Here is an 18188-nt window from a genome sequence, read left to right as displayed (position 1 = left end):
TTTCACTGCACCTGGTTTTTCCATCGATTTTCAGTCGCAAAATGCGAACGAAAACGGTTAAATTGAGTCCCCGATCTGTGCGATTTCGTTTCGAGGGAGAATCTGAATTCTCACTTAAACCGGGATTTGAATGATAAAATCCCAACCGGCATTGGATTTTTTGAGAAGAAGTTGTCCCCGGTTCGCCTGAAGAATTCCGTAACAAACCGAAAGTCCCATCCCGATCCGAGCGTCGTTGGAACGAAAGTTTTCGAACGGTTCAAAGCGGCTTTCTTCGCTGAGATTCAGATCGAGTTTTCCCGAAACCAAAACCTTTAAAGTGGAAGGCTCGCCATCTCCGTTGTCCACGGCGGCTTTCAGGTGGATCAAAGCCTTTTTTTGATTTTCGGAATAGTAATACAGAATGTTGTAAAGGACTTCGCGAATCTGATTCGGCCGGAGCAACACTTCCAAGTCTTCCGGAATTTGTTTTTCCAATTGGATCTCTTGGGACTTGAGCATTTCGGAGATCATTCCTTCCACCGAACCCACGAGTTGTTTTACGTTCGTTTGCACCGGCTGTTCCGGATCTTTTCGGGAGAACAACACGAGATTGCGGATGATCGCCGCGATTCTTTCCCCTTGTTCGATGACGAGACGCGCGTAGTTCTTCGTGTCCGCGTCCCCGCCCTTGTGATTGCGAATGATATGTCCGTAGTTGATGATCCCCATGAGAGGATTGTTGATTTCGTGCGCGAGTCCCGCCGCGAGTTTCTGAATCGAATCGAGTCTTCGTTCGGATTGAATGACCTTTTCCATTTCGGAAATTTCTTTCTCGGAAACGGAAAGAGAGGAAAGTTCCGAAAGAGTGATGATGGAACCGGCGATGTCTCCTTCCTCGTCCCGAACCGGAGAAACTCGAAACGCGACTTGAATCCGACTTCCGTTCTTCCGAGTCAAAAGAGAAGGAATGTATTTCACGTGATCGGGTTTGATTCCTCCGATTTTTGTACGGAGATTTTCTCCGTCGTCGGTCGAAAGGCTCAATACCTTATCGCCGCTTTCACCCTGCACGTCCGCAAGAGACCAGCCCGTCAGAGCCTCCGCGGTCCGATTCATAAATAAGATTTTTCCTTCCCGGTCGAGAGAGATCGCCCCTTCTCCGATGTTTTGGATTACGTCCCGGAATTCCTTTCCTTCTTCCCTAGCCTTTCCGAATCTTTGTTGTTGTTTGAGTGCGATTTCGATGGAGTTTTTGAGAGCCTGCGGTTGGAAGGGTTTGGAGATATAGCCGAACATGGAAGCCTTGTCCACGGCTCGGTTGAAGGTTTCTTCGTCCGCAAACGCGGTCATAAAGATGACCGGAACATCCATTCGTTTCTGGATTCGTTCCGCGGCCTGAATCCCGTCCAGTTCCCCTTCGATACGGATATCCATCAGAATCAAATCGGGTTTCGTTCGTTCCGCGACTTCCAAAGCCTCGTCCGCGGTTCTTGCGGTGCCAGCGATCAGATACCCCAGTTTTTGAAGAGAAACTTGAAGGTTGAACGCAATCAGCCATTCGTCGTCCACGATGAGGATCGAAGGACCGGAATTCTTATCGTTGGGATTCATTCTGAGCTGTGCGACCTATGGCGAAAAAAATGTAGGAGTATACGCGAATTGAAAACCATTTTTCAATTTCAACGAAAGAATTCTACCCGGAACGAGGCTTTTATTCAAAAGATATTAAGCTTTTCGACGGAAAAATTCTTGAACCCGAGGCCGAAAACCCCTAACTTTTAATGAGATACAAAGGTAACAAATTTTCTGGACGTTTTAAGAACTTGAGATAGATTGCAAATCACACCCATTGAGGAATGCGAAACAATTGTATCGACCGATACGGAGACGGTAATGTACATAAAACAGATCCTGGCAAAAAAAGGCAGAAAACTTCTTTCGGTGGAACCGGAAACTTCAGTGATGGACGCGGTCAAGTTTATGACCAAATACGATATAGGATCGGTGATGATCTTAACCGATGGAAAGCTGAAAGGAATTTTCACCGAGAGAGACGTATTGCATCTTTCCGCGGAATTGGGTCTGGACTTTTTTAAGAAATCGGTTTCCGAAGTCATGTCCACTTCCCTTACCACGATGACTCCCGAAGACGACGTGGACGAACTTCTTTCCATCATGCTCAAAAAAAGAATCCGTCACATGCCCATCTTGGAAGACGGACTTTTGATCGGAATCATCTCCATCGGAGACGCCGTAAAAGCGAAGATCGAAAAGACGGAAGAAGAGAATAAAAACCTCAAACAATACATGTACAACGAGAACGGATTTATCTAAAAGAATCCGTTTTTTCCGATTGCCGGGAACAAAACCAGGGTCAGATTAGAATAAGTAACTCTATGAAATTGATTCTTTTTATTCTGATGACCTATTTGGTGTACCGCTTTCTCTCCCGTTTTTTTACGAACCCGGCAGAGCGCCGCACCACCGGTCCTCAGTGGAAAACGTTTTATACGAACGTTCCTCCGAATTACGGGCAACAACCGCCTAAGGAAAAAGACGTTTCCGGACAAGGCCGCGTAATCGATTCCAACTCCTTGGGAGAAAAATGAAATTTCTTTCCATGTTTGAAACTCCTTCCTTAACCGCTTCCGCAGTTACGCATGTATCCGCGCGCACAGGCCGGATCGAATCTCTACGGAAATATTTTGCGGCGTCGATCCGCGTTCTCGCCTTTTCGTTGTTCTTCGTTTCTGCGACCGCCTGTTTTAAACCGACGGGAGATTTCGGTTGGGCCTTGCTCGACGAGGATAAGTTCAACGTTCTCGAAAAGAAGATCATGACCGTCGGCGAATACACGATCACAAGGGAGAATCTGATTTTTCCGGACGACAAAACCATCCGTTACATCTACCGATTTTCCAGATCCGTTCCCGAAACGGCGGAAACCTACGTAAGCTTGAGCCGGTTTCAACTCGGATACAACGAGATGGACGTCTTGCGCAAACGACCGAATCCGATTTCCAAAACCATCGAAGGTTCGTTTCAAGGATTGAGTCCGGGGAAATATCTTCTCAAGATCGCGTATGAAGGAGACGTGATCGACGAGGTGGAATTTTTAGTGCGATCCGCGCAGGCCGCTCCTTATTCCGAAGAGCCGACCTCGCCCACCGACGACGATATCGAAAAGGCGATGAAATAAACAAACGATCGGAGAGATTTGACTCCATTCGAACTTTATGAAATTATAAAGGTTCGCGTTTGATCCCGTCCTCCAGAATCTTATTGATCCGATCGATGTTTTTCAGAGAAAGATTGACCTCGATCGGATTTCCGATCTTTACGATGTCCTCGTAGAGTTTTCTCGCCGAAAGAAAATCCTTTTCCTCTTCCAAAAGAACCGATAGCTTTTTCATCGCCAAAGTCACGGGCGTAGAATTCAATTTGGTTCGAACGACTCCGAGACGCGCGGTCGAAGCTTGAAAATCCATGCTCTTGATTCGATATTCCGCCATCGTAGAATCGTCCGTTCTTTCCAAAAGATTCCGTTTGATCGCGAGCATTTCCTTTTTCAGGATAGAATTTTGATTCTCCTCTTTTTGATGGATCTCCCGGAGTTTCTCATAGGAACGGATCGCTTCGTTTAACAAAAACTTTTCTTCCTTCGGTTTGCGGCGGTACGCTTGCAGTTTGGAGGAACCGAATTGAGCCAAAAATTCCTGACGACGAAGTTCGCAAACGTCGATGAACGGAAGATTCGGGTTTTCCGGATTCGGATGATCTCCGAGCCATATTCCGTAATACAATGCGGCGCGTTCGAGATCGCCGGTACGATTCTCGAAAAAGGAACCGAGCTCGTATGTGAACGGAACTTTCTTTTTGGGATCGGTCTCTGCCTTATAATACAGTTCGTAAAACGAGGAAGCCAAAACGTTCTGTTTGAGTTCCGTATAAAGGGAAGCGATCGAAAAATACGTTTCCGCAAGTTTGGATTCTTCCGTTCGTTCTGCGCGCGCAAGTTCTAGATACTTTTTAAAGAAGTCGATGGCCTTGGCTTTTTTGCCGGAGGATTTTAATTCCTTCGCAAGATCGAGAACCGGTTCCTTCATCGTCGGATCGAGTTTGGTCGCGAGTTCCCAAAGGGCCGCCGTCGCATAAAAGTCCGTGTTTCGTTTGTAATCGAAGAGAACGAAGATTCCGGTTCCCGCCACCGAAAGATTGTTCACGACTTTCAACCGTTCCTTGTTTTCATTCTCCGCTTGTTTGACCAAGTTCGCCAAATAATAAACGACCTCGGCGTCTTCTTTGGATTTTTTCTTTCGGAAGTTCTCGTACGAACCCGACTTGGAATCGTTGTATTGCTTTTCCTTGGATTTGAGATCGTTTTCGTTTTGTGAAATTCTTTCCTTAAACGCGGGGAGTTCGCTCGGCGTCAAAGTCCGTTCGGACGTTTGTCCGTTTTGCGAGCGTTCGGTGATTTTCGTTTCCCTTCCCCGAATCAGATTCGATTCGAACAGATGATAAAAATCCTTCGAGTCTTTGAGATCTTTTTTGGACTTCTCCCAATTCTCCTTGGATTTGCGATGCGAAAGCGCGGCTTGTTTTTCCGCAGGATCGTAAATTTCGACGAGTCTTCTTTCATCCAAAAATTCCTCTTCGGTATGGGAGAAGTCGCGGTATCGAATCGCGGCTAACGCGGCTTCGATCGCCTTTGCGTTCTGTTTCTTCTTATCGTATTCTTTGGAAAGAAGAAGATGCAGTTCGAACAGAATCGGAGAATCCCGCATCATTCCGGAAGGAGTGAGTTTTGAAAACATCCCTAAGATCAAAAGACGGATCGTGTTTCGGTTCGTCTTTTCGTCGAAAATTTTTCCGAGACGTTTTTCTTCCTCGATTCTTCGTAAATCGATGAACTGGGAATAATATCTCTCGAGCAGCTTTTGAATTTCGGAAACCGCGTCCTTGGAAGGATCCTGAAGATTTTGTTTGAGAGCGGTTAAATCCTGTTCGGTGATTCTTACCGAAGGGGGATCGTATAAATTCGAGGAATCGTATCTTCGATCCTGCTCGTCCGCAGAAATAGAAAATGCCCCGAAACCTATAAGGCCGAGGCATAACCAAAAAAGAATCTTCGACTGTATTAAATGAAAAGAATCTAAAAAACCGAATGAACTCCGTCGAGAACCGATTCGATCGAAACGATTCCGATTTCGGAAATTTCCCGTTTCATACGACATTGCTTCCCAATTCGGCCAGGTCTTCCGCTCCCAAAATCTTTTCCACGTCGATGATGATGATAAAACGATCGTCCTTCTTTCCGATTCCCGTGATGTATCTTCCTGAAATTCCTTTTACGGAAGGCGGAGGAGGATTGATGGATTCGGGAGGAAACAATACCACGTTAGCCACCTTGTCCACGATGATTCCAACCGATTGACCGCCGACCTTGACTACGATCGCTCGGTCGTATGCGACTTCCCCTTCTCTCGGAACGGTGAGTTTCACGGCGAGATCCACCATCTTCACGACCTTTCCGCGAATGTCCATGATTCCCGCAAAGTATGTCTTCGCCTTGGGAATTCGGATTAAATTATTTATCTTGATGATCTCGTCTACGAGGGAAATGGGGATCGCGTATTCCTCGTCTCCCAAACTGAACAGAATGTATTGGTGGTCGATTTCGGATGACATGATTTACCTCAATAACGGGTATATCCGACGTAGTAAAAGTAAGATCCCAGACTCATAAAGAGCAGTACTTTTACGAAGAGCGGATTTCTTTTTCTCAGCATCCAGTCTAAACCGCCAAAAAGCAAACCGAAAACGGCGAGCGAAAATCCCAACAGATAGAAATCGACATACGCGTAATAAATTCCGATCGCGGAACAAGCTCCCAAAGCAAGGTCTTGCAATTCGCTCCAAAATCTTCGTTTGACCCGAACGATCCAAGGCTCTTTGTATTCACGATTTCTGGAAAAGATTCTTTGCCACCAAGAACGTTCCCGGTTGATTCCGAAAATATGATCGTAGCGATTGGATGTTTCCCAAGGCCGAGGAGCTCTCTCCTCTACGTGACCGAGCGGCTGTTTGGAAATTCCGTACAAACCGCCGAGCGTGTTCAATAGATCCGAGTCCGGCAAACAAGAGAAGACTTCCTGAAACGGAGCGAGCTTCGCGTAAATGGGAACCATTCTTCCGGAAGAGAGATCTTTTTCCTGAATGACTTCCCCGTCTTTCACGGTGGCGATGTAAATCTTTCCGTTCTCTCCCGCAATTTCGAGAGTCAAACGAACTTTCTTTTCATGGAAGTTGAGATCCGCCTGTAGGATATCGCCGGTCGGCGTAGTGGCGGAGTATGATTTCGTGTAACCTCTCGCAGGAGGTGATTCTTTTTTCCACCACCTGCGAAAAATGGAATAATCCTGAAATGAGCCCATACCGATTGTATCGGTCGAATCGGAAATGGGCTTAACAGTCCTATGATGTCTCTAGCTTGAATCCGGGACGAACGCCCGGAGAAAGGAAGGAGGATCTACGGATTACTTTTTCTTCTTATGTCTGTTCGCTCTTCTCTTTTTCTTTCTTTTATGAGTAGCGATCTTTCTGCGCTTTCTTTTCTTACCTGAAGGCATTCAGAACTCCTTAGATTTCCTTCCTGTCAGAAAACTATTCCGTGTACTTTTGTAAAGTTTTATTTTTACGGAGTTCCGCGACCAGGTTTTTGATGTCGCCTACTCCCGTTTTCGTGCTGATAAACAGAACGTCTTCCTCTTCCACGACGATCAAATCGTTCACGCCGAGGATCGCGGTGAATTCCTTTCGAGTCTGCGTGATGTTTCCGGAAGACTTGTGAAAGAGAATCGTCTTTCCCATGTGCCTGTTTGCGTCTCCGTCTCCCGGCATCACCCTTTCGAGAGAAGTCCAAGAGCCCACGTCGTCCCAACCGAAACTCGCTTCCACCATTCGAATGCGGGAACTTTTTTCCATGATCGCGATATCCACCGGATCGGAAGGGATGATTTTGAATGCCGCCGGAAGTTCTCCCGCTTTTTTAAACGGAAATCGTTCCTCGAGAGGTCCGAGAATCTTGGGAGAATACGCTTTAAATTCTTCTAATATTGTGGATGTCTTCCAAAGAAAGATTCCGGGATTCCAGTAGAAGTTTTTCTTTTTGATGTATTTGAGGGCGGTTTTCACGTCCGGCTTTTCGTAAAACGATTTTACCGCAAAACATCCGTCAGTCGATTTTCCGGCTTCTATGTAACCGTAACCGATTTCGGGACGATTCGGTTTGATTCCCAGAAGCACGAGATGATTCTCCGCTTGTTCCAAAGCTTTGGAAATCGTTTTGGTGAATTCTTTCACCGGATTGATCCATGCGTCCGCGGACAATACGACTTGAAGCGGATCTCCGTATTTTTCGCGGAAATACAGGGATGCAAGAGCGATGATCGGCGCGGTGTTTTTTCCTTCCGGTTCGATGATGAAATTCTTTTCGGGGAAATTCTTTTCCTGAGCCAGGATCGATTTTTTCAGACTGGCATTGGTTCCTATATAAATGCGGTCGATCGAAGTGATCGTAAGAGCGCGTTCCAACGTCTCGCGAAGAAGAGTCTTGTTGGAATAGACTTTCTGAAGTTGTTTCGGAGTGGATACGCGGGAACGAGGCCAGAAACGTTCGCCCTTTCCTCCCGCCATAATCAATACTACCGGTTTGTCCTGTTTCATTCTACCTCTTTGGGTCGTTTCGGGTTCGAGTTCTTTTTCTTTTTCGAAGTCGGGATTTCTCCCAAGATCATTTCCGACGGAAGAAGAATCACTTCCACGTTGTCGGATAAACTTTCGTACAATAGGAATTCTTTCATGTCCGGATTTTTGGTCACGAAGTCTTTGGTTCTTTCCAAACGTTTGAGAAGCGCGGACGTTTTCGCGTCGTCTTCGATCTTGAACGACTCCGCTTTTCCGAGCGCGTTTACGAGTTCCAGTTTTTTCTGGAGAATCAAATTCTGATTTCTGTAAACTCCGGTGATGAGAGCGGGCTCCGGAACCTGCAGATCCAAAATTCTCGGATTGGCCGTTTTGAGCGCGGCTTCGTCCGCGAGCAGATCCGCGGCGAACGAGGTTCTCAGATAATTGTCCAGATTGGTTTTGAGAGCGTTCGGATTGACCAGAAATTCTTCGGTCTTTTTGCGAAGAATTGAATATACGATTTTTTGAATGTACGAACGGATCTTTTCCTCTTCGATTCCGGCGGCTTCCAGAAACTGAGGAGTTTTGCCCGGATCCAGAGAGTAACGGATTTCGAGTTTAAATTTGACCTTCCCCTCGGAGGAACTTTCCGGAAACATTCCGGAGGACAAATCCACGTTGCTGGTCACGCTCGCAATTCGGGAATGCACCGGAAAACGGAGAACCTGGTATTGCCAGGGAAGAAGTTTCTTCCATTCGAATACGTAGCCCGGTCCGGAAGTATATTCCAGAATTTCTTCAGAGCCGTCCACGACGAGAAGAGACTCTCCCTCTTTGAGCGGGAAAATACAAAAGATAAGAAGAGTCGCTGCGGATCCGAGTATCAGGATCCAGATAAACTTAGACCAAAATCGCATTATCCTTGCGCTGCGTCTTTGGTTTCCTCGGTGTAAAGTTTGATGATCTTAGAAGGAATGATCGTAGAGATCGCGTGTTTGTACACGAGACTCTGTTTGTTTTCCTGCTCGAGTACGATCGTAAAATTATCGAAACTTACTACCTTACCTTTCAAGGGAACCCCGTTCAAAAGATAAATTGTAAGATCTAATTTATCCTTACGGGCAGTGTTTAAGAGTTGGTCCTGTATATTGTTTTTAGCAGACATCTTTTTTTGTTTCCGTTACTTTATATGTTTGATACGTTCCAGCGCTTCGGACCGATCCATCGGTTGAACGTAGGCTTCCTTACGAAACCAAGTGACCTGTCTTTTGGCGTAATTCCTGTGAGATTGACTTAAATCCGCGAGGAATGTCTCTAGATTGGAGTTTCCTTTTTTATTTTCAAGTGCAAAATTATAGCCTAAGGACTTGAGACCGGGACAGGTTTCGCCGTACCTTTCTCGGATCATCCAAGCCTCTTCGGCCATCCCCGCTTCGATCATTTGTTTGGCTCTTTGATTGATCCGTTCGTAAAGTTCTTTCCTATCCAAATCCAGAAACACACCCAAAGCGATCTCCAGATCGAACTTATGAATCGCGGAAGTATTGGGATCGATCCTCATCTCGGACCATTTTTTTCCCATCAGATTGACTTCCAAGGCTCGGCCCAATCGGTAATCGTCTCCCGGAAAGATTTTATTCAGAGAATCCGGATCCAATTTTTCCAAAAGAATCCGCTTTTCCTCCAAGCTCATGGAAAGAACTTTTTCCCGAATCTCTTCGTCGATATCGGGGACCGGAAACATTCCGAACAAAAACGCTTTGAGATAAAATCCAGTGCCGGCGGTGAAGACCGGAATCTTCCCCGCATCCAAAACGGCGCGAAGCGCTTCTTCCGCCAAACGATTGTAAAGACCCGCGTCTACAGTTTCCGCCGGGGAAAGAACTTCCACGAGATGATGGCGGATCTTGGCTTGTTGTTCCGCCGTCGGAGCCGCGGTTCCGATCGGCATTTCTTTGTAGATTTGTCTGGAATCGAAGGAAAGAATTTCGAACCGCGTCGGATCGAGTTCGGTGATGAGTGAGGTTTTACCCGCTCCGGTCGGAGCGGTAAGAATGAGAATCGGCTTCGCCAAGGAAGAGATTACTCTTCCGTTTCTTCCGCATCGTCGTCTTCATCCAAAGCCTCTTCCAGAGGTTCTTCGGTGAATTCCATTTCTTCGTCGTCGATCAGATTATCTTCTTCGATTACTTCCTCTTCCTCTACGACTCTCGGGCGAACCGTGCGAGTCCGGGTAACGGGACGTTTGTTCTGATCGGCTCCGCATTTCGGACAGATCTTTTCTTCTTTATTGAGATCGTAAAATTTCGTGGAGCAAGTATGACAGGTCCATTTTTTTCCGAGTGGATTGAGGGCCACTCCTTTGGAAGAAGAAGTCTTTTTCGTTCCCGCAGCCTTGGAAGCCGGACTCGAAAGAGCCTTTTTGATGATTTCTTCTTTCTTTTTTGCCGAGGCGTTCGCTTTTTTAGGCGCAGCTTTTTTAGCCGTCGCCTTTTTCTTAGCCGCGGCCGAGGCAGTTTTCTTGGATGCAGTTTTTTTACCAGTTGCCATCGGAATTGACCATGCTCTGCGAGAGTTATCCGCCTTCAAGCAGAAATATTATTTAATGTTCGCCTTGAAACTCGGGCGCAAACCCTAACCGATATTCGGAAAAATTGCAAGGAAAAGAATCTTGGATTCCCTATTTTTTTTTTCGATATTCGGAAAAACTCCGGTTCTTCTTTTTAGAATAAGAACCGTTCGGGAGAAACTCTTTGAAAACCAAATTGAGCGTAAACATCAACAAAATCGCAACCCTCAGAAATTCAAGAGGAGGAAACATTCCGAATCTTTTGTATTTTGCGGAACTTGTATTAAACGCGGGCGCTCAAGGGATTACGGTTCATCCGAGGGAAGACGAACGACATATCCGCAAGGACGACGTATTCGCTTTGAAAGAATTCATCGATTCCTATAACCGAAAAAACAAAACGAAAATCGAATACAATATCGAAGGAGAACCCTCCCCCCGCTATTTGGATTTGGTGTTAAAGACGAGACCCGATCAAGCGACCTTGGTTCCCGTAACTCCCGGAGAAATCACCTCCGATCACGGTTTCGACTTCCGAAAGGATCTGGAAATAGTTCAAGAATATTCTAAAATTCTAAAGAAAGAAGGAATTCGGACGTCGCTCTTCGTCGAAACCGATTTGGAAAACCTGAAACTCGCGCACCTTTCCGGAGCCGATCGAGTGGAATTTTATACGGGACCGTTTGCCGAAGAATTCGATCGTTCTCCTGCGGACGGAAAAAAAACCTTCGAAAGCCGATACGTCCCCGCCGCCGAAGAAATCCTCCGTCAAAAGATGGAAATCAACGCGGGTCACGATTTGGATCATTTGAATCTCGTTCTCTTTTCGAAACTTCCCGGTCTTTTGGAAGTTTCGATCGGTCATCGATTGATTTCAAGAGCGCTTGAAATCGGAATCGATCGGAGCGTTAAGGACTATCTTCAAGCTCTTTCGTGAGATGACGGAATCCTTCGAAGTTCGGATCTCCCTGGATCAAATAATACGCCGCTTTTTTCAGATGAATCGCGAGATTCTTTGCGTGCTGGTTTTTCTGCGAAATCGTTTCCAGACTTTCTTTGAATTTCTTTAATTGTTCTGCGGCAAGAGTTTTGTTTTTGGATCGGACCGATTGACGGAATTCCTTCCAATGTTTGGTCGCGTCTTGGTTCGGGATCTGCATCTTTTCCAAGGTTTGTTTGCGCACCGCGCCGCTCACGTCCCAGACTTCCTTATACGGATGGGAATTCTCCAGAAATTTATAATATTCTTTCGTATAATTGACTTCGTTCGGTTTGACTCCTACGAGAGCCTCCGCTTCTCCCACGCATTCGGAGAAGATTCCTTTTTTTAAGGATTCTCTTCCGATTTCCTTCAAGGCCGCGAGAACGATCAGATCGGCGAGGGTTTCGTTCTTTTTTCCCTCCTTGCAGTTCTTGATCGCGCGAAAATATCTTTTTTCCACTTCGTCCGCCGCGAGAACTTCTCCCTGTTCCAACTCCAAATAATAAGCGACTTGGAAAACCTGATCCCGATAGAGAGTGTCGGTCGGATCGGCCTTCCTTGCTCGCAGCGCGTAGTCCAACGCTTCGGGATAATTTTTGGACGAACTCAGAAGAACGGAAAGATTGTAACAGGACAAGGCTCGTTCGGGATGAAGAGAACGGCAACTCGAGCGAAGAAGTTTGATCGACGATTCTCTTTCTTCCGGAGTTCCGTAAAATTCCAAGATCGCCTGCTCTTGAATCATCTCGAGCGCGAATCTTCCCGAGCCGGGCATGGAAACCGTTGAACACGAGAATCCGAAAATCAACAGGACGAAGACGAAACTTCGACCCCAAAGGGATTGACACTTTGAGATTTGAATAGAGAATGAACCGAAAATTTCCTGAAATCCGAGGGACACGAGTTTGAAAAAAGGATCTGCCGCTCTTTCGTTGTTACTTTCCACTCTTTTGACCATTTTTATCCTGTACTGCGAGCCTACATCCGGCAAGTCCCCGGTCAAGGCGGACTTTACCCTCAAGGATTTCGATAACGTGGTGAGTACCGTTTCCCGGTATTACATCGACAAAAACATCGATAAAAACCGCGCGTATCGGGAAGCCGCCATCTACGCTCTTTTAGCCCTTCCTCATTCCATTTATCTCTATCCCGAAAGTTATTTCAAGGAAAGAGAGAAATACGAAGAGAAAGACGAAATTTTTCCGGGCAAAACTTTCAAAATTTCAACGGATGATTCCTTCGTTCTTTTCGATCCGGACTACGCCGAAGTCGAAAAGATCCGCGACCGCAAACTGAAAGAGGACGCGAACAAGGCCAAGGTCAGCGACGACGAAGTCAAAAAGATCGTGGAGCGCGAAAAGATCCGCAAGAACGTTCTTTCCGCCAAGTGGGAACAAACCGGTTTTAGTAAAAAAGATTTTGATAGAATTCTCGCGTTCATCGAAACCAATCTCGACAAATACAAGGATTCTCCGTTGAAAGATCCGTTCGGAGAATCGGAGGAAAAAACGAAAGAACCGTTTACGATGAACGACGTGATGCTCGCGGCGGCGAACGGTTATCTTTCCTCTCTCGATCCTCATAGCAACGTATTCTTAAGATCCGCTTGGGAAGAATCCATGGCGAAAATCCAAGACGGAAGTTTCGAAGGAATCGGCGCGATTCTTTCGGGCGGCGGAAACAGGGAAGTCGTCGTCGAAAATCCTCTCGAAGGAAGACCCGCGGTCAACGCAGGAATCCGTTCCGGCGACGTGATCCTCGCAGTCGACGGAAAGTCGATCAAAGGAATTCTTTTGGATAAGGTCGTAGAAAAGATCAAAGGAAAAAAAGGTTCCAAGGTCGCCCTTACGATTCAAAGAAAGGGGGTTCCGGGAACTCTGAACATCGAAGTCGTACGCGATACGATCGAAATCAAAAACCTGAGCAGCAAGTTGATCGAAGGTCACGAACATATCGGTTACATCAAACTCACCGGTTTCGTGAAATCGGAAGACGGTCCTTCCGTAGACCGGGAACTCGTGGATAAGTACAGAGAACTCGAAAAAGAAGCGCAAGCCAAAGGAACCAAACTCAAAGCGGTGATCTTGGATCTGAGAAGCAACGCGGGCGGTTATCTGGATCTCGCGATCGACATCGCGGATATGTTCATCGAAAAGGGTTTGATCGTTTCCACAAAAAGCCCGAACCGCAGTCCCGAAGACGCGTATGCGAAGAATAAGGACATCACCAATTTACCGTTAGCCGTTCTGATCAACGCGAAGTCCGCTTCCGCTTCCGAGATCGTAGCGAGTGCGATCAAACACCACGGCAGAGGTTTGATTCTCGGCGAAAGAACCTTCGGAAAAGCGACGGTTCAGAAACTGATGCCTCTCGGAAACGACTACTTGATCAAACTCACGCAGGCTCGTTATTATTCTCCGTCCGGAAACACGATTCAGGTCGTGGGAGTAAAACCGGACATCGATATTTCCTCCGAAGAAGACGGAAGTTTTCCGTTCCGATTCCGCGAGGAAAACATGTGGAATCACCTTTCTGAACTTCCCGCGGAAGCGGAGGAAAAGAGTTCCTTTGACGTGAAAAAACTCGAGGCATGGGTTCAAAAGAACGGAAAATCCGCCGAGTTCATCGCGGCGCATAAGAACGATCCGATCAAACCGGACTATCAATTGATTCGTTCCTTGGATTATATCGAAGCACTGATCAACACGCAAAAAAAGAAGTAACATGCCCCGTATCAAAACGGACTTTTTAGTCTTAGGGAGCGGAATCACGGGCCTCTTTGCGGCCTTGAAACTCGCTCCCTACGGCTCCGTTCTCATCGTCACAAAAAAATCGGACTACGAATCCAACACGAACTACGCGCAAGGCGGAATCGCTTCCGTCTTTGCCGAAGGCGATCGACTTTCAGACCACATAAAGGACACTCTCGAAGCGGGAGCGTGGCTCTGCGATCCGGCGGCAGTTCAAGTCCTCGTGGAAGAAGGTCCTCCCCTCGTCAAAGAACTCCTGAACTACGGCGTTCCGTTCAACCTGGAACCTTCCGGAAAATTCGATCTTTCCCGGGAAGGCGGACACGGAAAAAACCGGATCGTCCACGCGCACGACAGAACGGGAAGGGAAATCGAAAAAACGCTTCTCGGGGTCGTCAAACAAAACCCGAATATTCAAATATTAGAATATCATACTCTTGTGGATCTCATCACCCCTCACCATCTGAAACAGAAAGGGCTCGTTTGCTACGGGGCTTACGTACTTTCCAATCATTCGGGGGAAGTGTTTCCGATTCTCGCTAAGGAAACGATCCTCGCGACCGGAGGAGCCGGTCAGGTTTATTCCCATACGACCAATCCTAAGATCGCGACGGGGGACGGAGTTGCCTCCGCATACAGAGCCGGAGCCCTCATCAAGAATATGGAATTCTATCAGTTCCACCCGACCGCGCTCTATCACGAGGACGGGGATTCTTTTTTAATCTCCGAAGCGGTACGAGGCAAGGGCGCGATTCTCTTGAACAAAGACGGGGAACCGTTTATGAAACGGTATCACGCGATGGCCGACCTGGCGCCGCGGGACGTGGTCGCAAGAGCCATCGACTCGGAGATGAAAAAACGGGGAGAAGCGCACGTCTATCTCGACGTCACACATCTTCCTTCCGATCAAATCAAAGATTCCTTCCCTTCCATCTATGAGAAATGCAAGGAACTCGGAATCGACATCACTACCGATCGAATCCCCGTCGTTCCGGTGGCGCACTTTCTCTGCGGAGGGGTCGCCTCCGATTTGGACGGAAGAACGACCATTCCGAATCTATCCACGGCGGGAGAAACGGCTTGCACCGGAGTCCACGGAGGAAACCGTCTCGCGTCCAACAGCCTTTTGGAATGTTTGGTGTTCTCGAATCGGATCGCAAAACGGATCGCGAAGGAAAAACCGGAATTCACAAAGGCTCACGAGGAAATTCCTTCTTGGAATAAGGAAGGAATGGTCAACACCGAAGAATGGGTCTTGATCTCGCACGATCTCAACGAGATCAAGAACACGATGAGCAACTACGTCGGAATCGTCCGTTCCAATCTCCGTTTGGAAAGAGCGAAACGGAGAATGGATCTGATCTACGACGAAGTGAAGGATTACTACAACCGAACGATCATCACGAATCCGCTGATCGAACTCAGAAACCTCGTGATCGTGGCCGAACTCATCATCCGATCCGCGTTATCGAGAACGGAAAGCAGAGGACTTCACTTTTCCACGGATTATCCCGAAAACAGAAATCCTTCCAGAATCGATACGGAAATGAGAAACGACAAGATTTCGCTTTGAGAAAGTTCGGGCGCTCCTGCTTGCAATTTTCGGAATACGATATTCGAAAGAAAAAACGCAGGCCAGGCTTGTTCCGCGCTTCGGCCAAAGGCCTCCGGTCGTCTCCCAGGAGACGACTGCTGCGCACGCTCCACATCCTTAGCGCAAATCGCGTCGAATTTCGGTCGTCACAAGAATATTAGAAATTTAGAATACGTGGCTGAAGTTTACGAAAAGCTGTTTGTCTTCCCTTGAAACCGCGTAGTCGATCATGATGATCGTCGCTTGGTTCCAAGCGATCCGCAATCCCAAACCCTGGGAGTATTTGTAATCCAGTAAACCGGCCTTGTGTTCGTCGTTCCAAACGCGGCCGAAATCCCAAAAAGGAACGAGGTTCAACGCGAAGTATTCCCCGCCTACGGAAAAGTCGTAGAACTTCCAGCGGACTTCCACCGTTCCGAAGCCCATCGCGCGTCCTACGAAACGATCCTGTTTGTAACCGCGGAGAGTTCGAAGGCCCCCGAGACCGGACACGGTGTTTTCGGTTCCCCAAAGATTTCTATATTCGAAAAACGGAACGTCTCCGTCCGAAATTCCGAAACCGAAACGCGATGCGAGAACGAGCTTTTCGAAGGTTTTCGGAAACGGGCTATAAAAGAATTTCGCGTGTCCGAAGTATTTCTGAAAGTCGAAGTTGGAACCGATCGTTTTGGTCGCCTTTTCATACGTCGCTTCCAGGAAGACGCCCGAGTTCGGATCGGGTTCAAAGTCGCGCGTATCGTAAACCAAACCGACCTTAGCGGTGTTCACAAAGCCGCCGTGATAACCGAGGATCTTTCCCGCTTCCGCGTCTTCGGTCAATCTCGTCTTTGCGTTGGGCACCTCTCCCGAATTGCTGAGAGGGGTTCCGTCAAAAATCGGGTCGATGGATTTTACGAACTTACCGTCGTTCGCCTGCACGATGTTATTCGAAAGACGAAAACCCGCCACGAGACGCACCGTTCCGTGAAAGAAGGACCGCTCCGTGCTGAAGTTCAACTGGGGAGTCTGGATCGTATAACGGTTGTACATACGATCGGTCACGTTGAACGCGGGACCCGCCGGAATTCCGGAATACGTCCTTCCGCCGAGTTCGATCGGATCGCCGGGACCTCCCGGTCTTTGATACATAAACGCGGATTCCTGAGAACCGTATTGCGCGTTCGTGACCTGCGGAGCGCCCGGTTGATTGCGTTCCTGATACGTGAGCGGCTTTAACGTGGATTCCCCCACTCCGAAATACAAGGTGGTCGGAGTAATCGTGAGAAGCGCGTCCGCGCGCAATCTCCACTGCGTGTTCGCGACATACGGCATGTCCAAACTGAGCTGATGATACTGAGCGTTCTTAGTCGTATTAAAATATTGCGCGAAAAAACGAAGACGATACGGAGTATATTCGAAAAACGGATCGGACTTCTTTCCGTTGTTGTATGCGTACGCCCGAACTCCGTAGCCGATCCCTTCGTTCGGATCGGAATTGATCAAAGGAAGTCCCGTCGGATACCAGCCTTCCTTTTTGTTATCCAGATCTTTTTTACACATCTGTTTAACGCGGTCGATTTTAAACGGAAGATCCTTTCTTTCCTCCGGCTTATCACAGCCCGAAAAATTCTCCTGAGCGGAAACTTCAAAGAAGGAAATCAAAGCGCATCCGATGCAAAACAAGAACGCGAATGTCTTGGAAAGAAATCGGTTGTGAAAGAAATTTCCCTCTTTGCCAAAAATCTCGGAAAGAAAAGAATTCGTCTTTGTGTTCTTCTTCGAACGTTTCATAAGTTTTGCACCGGAAGATTGTGAATTTCTAACCGACCCGCCGACTCTGTCAAACCGAATATGACAAAAAGCTCACATTTCAACAGAAACAAAAAAACTCGCCTTTTGCGCATCGTCAAAAGGCGAGTCGGTTCTCGTTGTTAAACGAAATGAGGAATTCTTTTCTTAAGGAAGATTTCTTACACAACGAACGAAGTATCTGCTCGTTTTCGCAAACTCGGTATCGTCTCCGAAATGAGTGGCTCCGAAATTGACCGCACGAGCGGTATCCACCGTATTTTCCTTCGCCCATGAGGACCAGTAGTAGTCCTCTACGGTGTTCGGGAACTTCAAGAGAAGCGCGTTCAAACTTCCCGATGCTGTCAGTGCCTTTAACTCGGGATAGGTGGGAAGTCTCCAATCCGAACGGCCCGCCGTACGGTCCGCACTGCAGGAAGTATAAGCTTCGCTCGTTCCGGTAAATCCCGGATTTTGTCCGACGAGAACCGGAGGCAATGCGATCGAGTTGCAATCGTTAAGATTCAAGGAACAATATTGAAATAAAGCCGCTCCGTATCTTCCGATCACGGTCGAAGTGTTGTTGATTCCTTCGCAGTCGTATGTTCCGTTCTGTCCCACGCGAAGAACTTGTCCTTGCGTACAGATTTTCCACATAAGTCCGGTCGTGTTATTCGTTATGGTTCCGGACGCTGGGTCAGCTGTATAGGGACTGAAAAAAACCATTCCCGCAAGAAGAACTTTCGCGTCCTCATTGATAAAGCCCAGAGTCGTATCGTCCAGTTTTTCCTCGCAATTCGCAAAGAAAGAAAGCGCAATACTGAGTATTAGAATATTCTTATATTTTTTCATGATTTC

18 protein-coding genes are annotated in these 18188 nt (G+C 47.3%); 6 read left to right on the top strand and 12 right to left on the bottom strand.

Going from position 1 to position 18188, the window contains the following annotated elements:
- Positions 1–114 precede the first annotated feature (114 nt).
- Entirely contained in the window at positions 115–1593 is a 1479-nt protein-coding gene (locus DLM76_RS18435; protein WP_118957404.1) for an ATP-binding response regulator, read from the bottom strand.
- Between the two features lie 282 nt (positions 1594–1875).
- Between DLM76_RS18435 and DLM76_RS18430 the strand changes: the two genes are divergently transcribed.
- The 3 genes from DLM76_RS18430 (at position 1876) to DLM76_RS18420 (ending at position 3181) form a co-directional block, all read left to right on the top strand.
- On the top strand, positions 1876–2316 hold the full coding sequence (locus DLM76_RS18430; RefSeq protein WP_118957405.1) for a CBS domain-containing protein: 441 nt from the start codon (positions 1876–1878) through the stop codon (positions 2314–2316).
- Between the two features lie 62 nt (positions 2317–2378).
- On the top strand, positions 2379–2591 hold the full coding sequence (locus tag DLM76_RS18425; protein WP_118966121.1) for a hypothetical protein: 213 nt from the start codon (positions 2379–2381) through the stop codon (positions 2589–2591).
- Positions 2588–3181: an LIC_12238 family plasminogen-binding lipoprotein gene (locus tag DLM76_RS18420; RefSeq protein WP_241548297.1), complete on the top strand. Its 594-nt coding sequence runs from the start codon at positions 2588–2590 to the stop codon at positions 3179–3181. The genes DLM76_RS18425 and DLM76_RS18420 overlap by 4 nt, the downstream gene beginning before the upstream one ends.
- Before the next feature lie 43 nt (positions 3182–3224).
- Here the strand turns inward: DLM76_RS18420 and DLM76_RS18415 are convergent, their stop codons facing one another.
- From DLM76_RS18415 to DLM76_RS18380, 8 genes are all read right to left on the bottom strand, one after another.
- Complete coding sequence (locus tag DLM76_RS18415) at positions 3225–5216, bottom strand: hypothetical protein (protein WP_118966120.1); 1992 nt, start codon at positions 5214–5216, stop codon at positions 3225–3227.
- Positions 5206–5670 (bottom strand): chemotaxis protein CheW, encoded by a 465-nt coding sequence (locus DLM76_RS18410; RefSeq protein ID WP_118966119.1) that lies wholly within the window; start codon positions 5668–5670, stop codon positions 5206–5208. Before DLM76_RS18410 ends, DLM76_RS18415 begins: the two co-directional genes overlap by 11 nt.
- A gap of 8 nt (positions 5671–5678) precedes the next feature.
- A complete protein-coding gene (locus tag DLM76_RS18405; protein WP_118966118.1) occupies positions 5679–6416 on the bottom strand; it encodes a hypothetical protein in 738 nt (245 codons plus the stop codon).
- A gap of 229 nt (positions 6417–6645) precedes the next feature.
- The gene (locus DLM76_RS18400) at positions 6646–7707 is read right to left on the bottom strand and encodes a mannose-1-phosphate guanylyltransferase (RefSeq protein ID WP_118966117.1); all 1062 of its coding nucleotides are present in this window, start codon (positions 7705–7707) and stop codon (positions 6646–6648) included.
- The gene (locus DLM76_RS18395) at positions 7704–8585 is read right to left on the bottom strand and encodes a hypothetical protein (protein WP_118966116.1); all 882 of its coding nucleotides are present in this window, start codon (positions 8583–8585) and stop codon (positions 7704–7706) included. Before DLM76_RS18395 ends, DLM76_RS18400 begins: the two co-directional genes overlap by 4 nt.
- Entirely contained in the window at positions 8585–8833 is a 249-nt protein-coding gene (gene hfq / locus DLM76_RS18390) for an RNA chaperone Hfq (RefSeq protein ID WP_118957412.1), read from the bottom strand. The genes DLM76_RS18395 and hfq overlap by 1 nt, the downstream gene beginning before the upstream one ends.
- Positions 8834–8848: 15 nt before the next feature.
- On the bottom strand, positions 8849–9742 hold the full coding sequence (miaA, locus tag DLM76_RS18385) for a tRNA (adenosine(37)-N6)-dimethylallyltransferase MiaA (protein WP_118966115.1): 894 nt from the start codon (positions 9740–9742) through the stop codon (positions 8849–8851).
- Between the two features lie 8 nt (positions 9743–9750).
- On the bottom strand, positions 9751–10218 hold the full coding sequence (locus tag DLM76_RS18380; RefSeq protein ID WP_118957414.1) for a TIGR02300 family protein: 468 nt from the start codon (positions 10216–10218) through the stop codon (positions 9751–9753).
- Positions 10219–10421: 203 nt separating this feature from the next.
- Between DLM76_RS18380 and DLM76_RS18375 the strand changes: the two genes are divergently transcribed.
- Positions 10422–11174, top strand: coding sequence for a pyridoxine 5'-phosphate synthase (locus DLM76_RS18375; protein WP_118966114.1), 753 nt, complete (start codon positions 10422–10424; stop codon positions 11172–11174).
- Here DLM76_RS18375 and DLM76_RS18370 read toward each other — a convergent pair.
- Complete coding sequence (locus DLM76_RS18370) at positions 11146–12177, bottom strand: hypothetical protein (protein ID WP_118957416.1); 1032 nt, start codon at positions 12175–12177, stop codon at positions 11146–11148. The genes DLM76_RS18375 and DLM76_RS18370 overlap by 29 nt on opposite strands.
- Here DLM76_RS18370 and DLM76_RS18365 point away from each other — a divergent pair.
- Positions 12125–13942: a S41 family peptidase gene (locus DLM76_RS18365; RefSeq protein WP_167450798.1), complete on the top strand. Its 1818-nt coding sequence runs from the start codon at positions 12125–12127 to the stop codon at positions 13940–13942. The genes DLM76_RS18370 and DLM76_RS18365 overlap by 53 nt on opposite strands.
- A gap of 1 nt (position 13943) precedes the next feature.
- Positions 13944–15542, top strand: coding sequence for an L-aspartate oxidase (gene nadB / locus DLM76_RS18360; protein WP_118957417.1), 1599 nt, complete (start codon positions 13944–13946; stop codon positions 15540–15542).
- Positions 15543–15728: 186 nt separating this feature from the next.
- Here nadB and omp85 read toward each other — a convergent pair whose 3' ends face one another.
- Together omp85 and lsa25 are read right to left on the bottom strand one after the other, a co-directional pair.
- The gene (gene omp85 / locus DLM76_RS18355) at positions 15729–17333 is read right to left on the bottom strand and encodes an Omp85 family outer membrane protein (RefSeq protein WP_429945305.1); all 1605 of its coding nucleotides are present in this window, start codon (positions 17331–17333) and stop codon (positions 15729–15731) included.
- Positions 17334–17498: 165 nt separating this feature from the next.
- A complete protein-coding gene (gene lsa25 / locus DLM76_RS18350) occupies positions 17499–18182 on the bottom strand; it encodes a surface adhesin Lsa25 (protein WP_118966112.1) in 684 nt (227 codons plus the stop codon).
- Positions 18183–18188 lie beyond the last annotated feature (6 nt).

It is taken from the genome of Leptospira yasudae (genome assembly GCF_003545925.1).
Classification (GTDB): Bacteria; Spirochaetota; Leptospiria; order Leptospirales; family Leptospiraceae; genus Leptospira; species Leptospira yasudae.
This window is presented reverse-complemented; position numbering and strand designations above follow the sequence as displayed.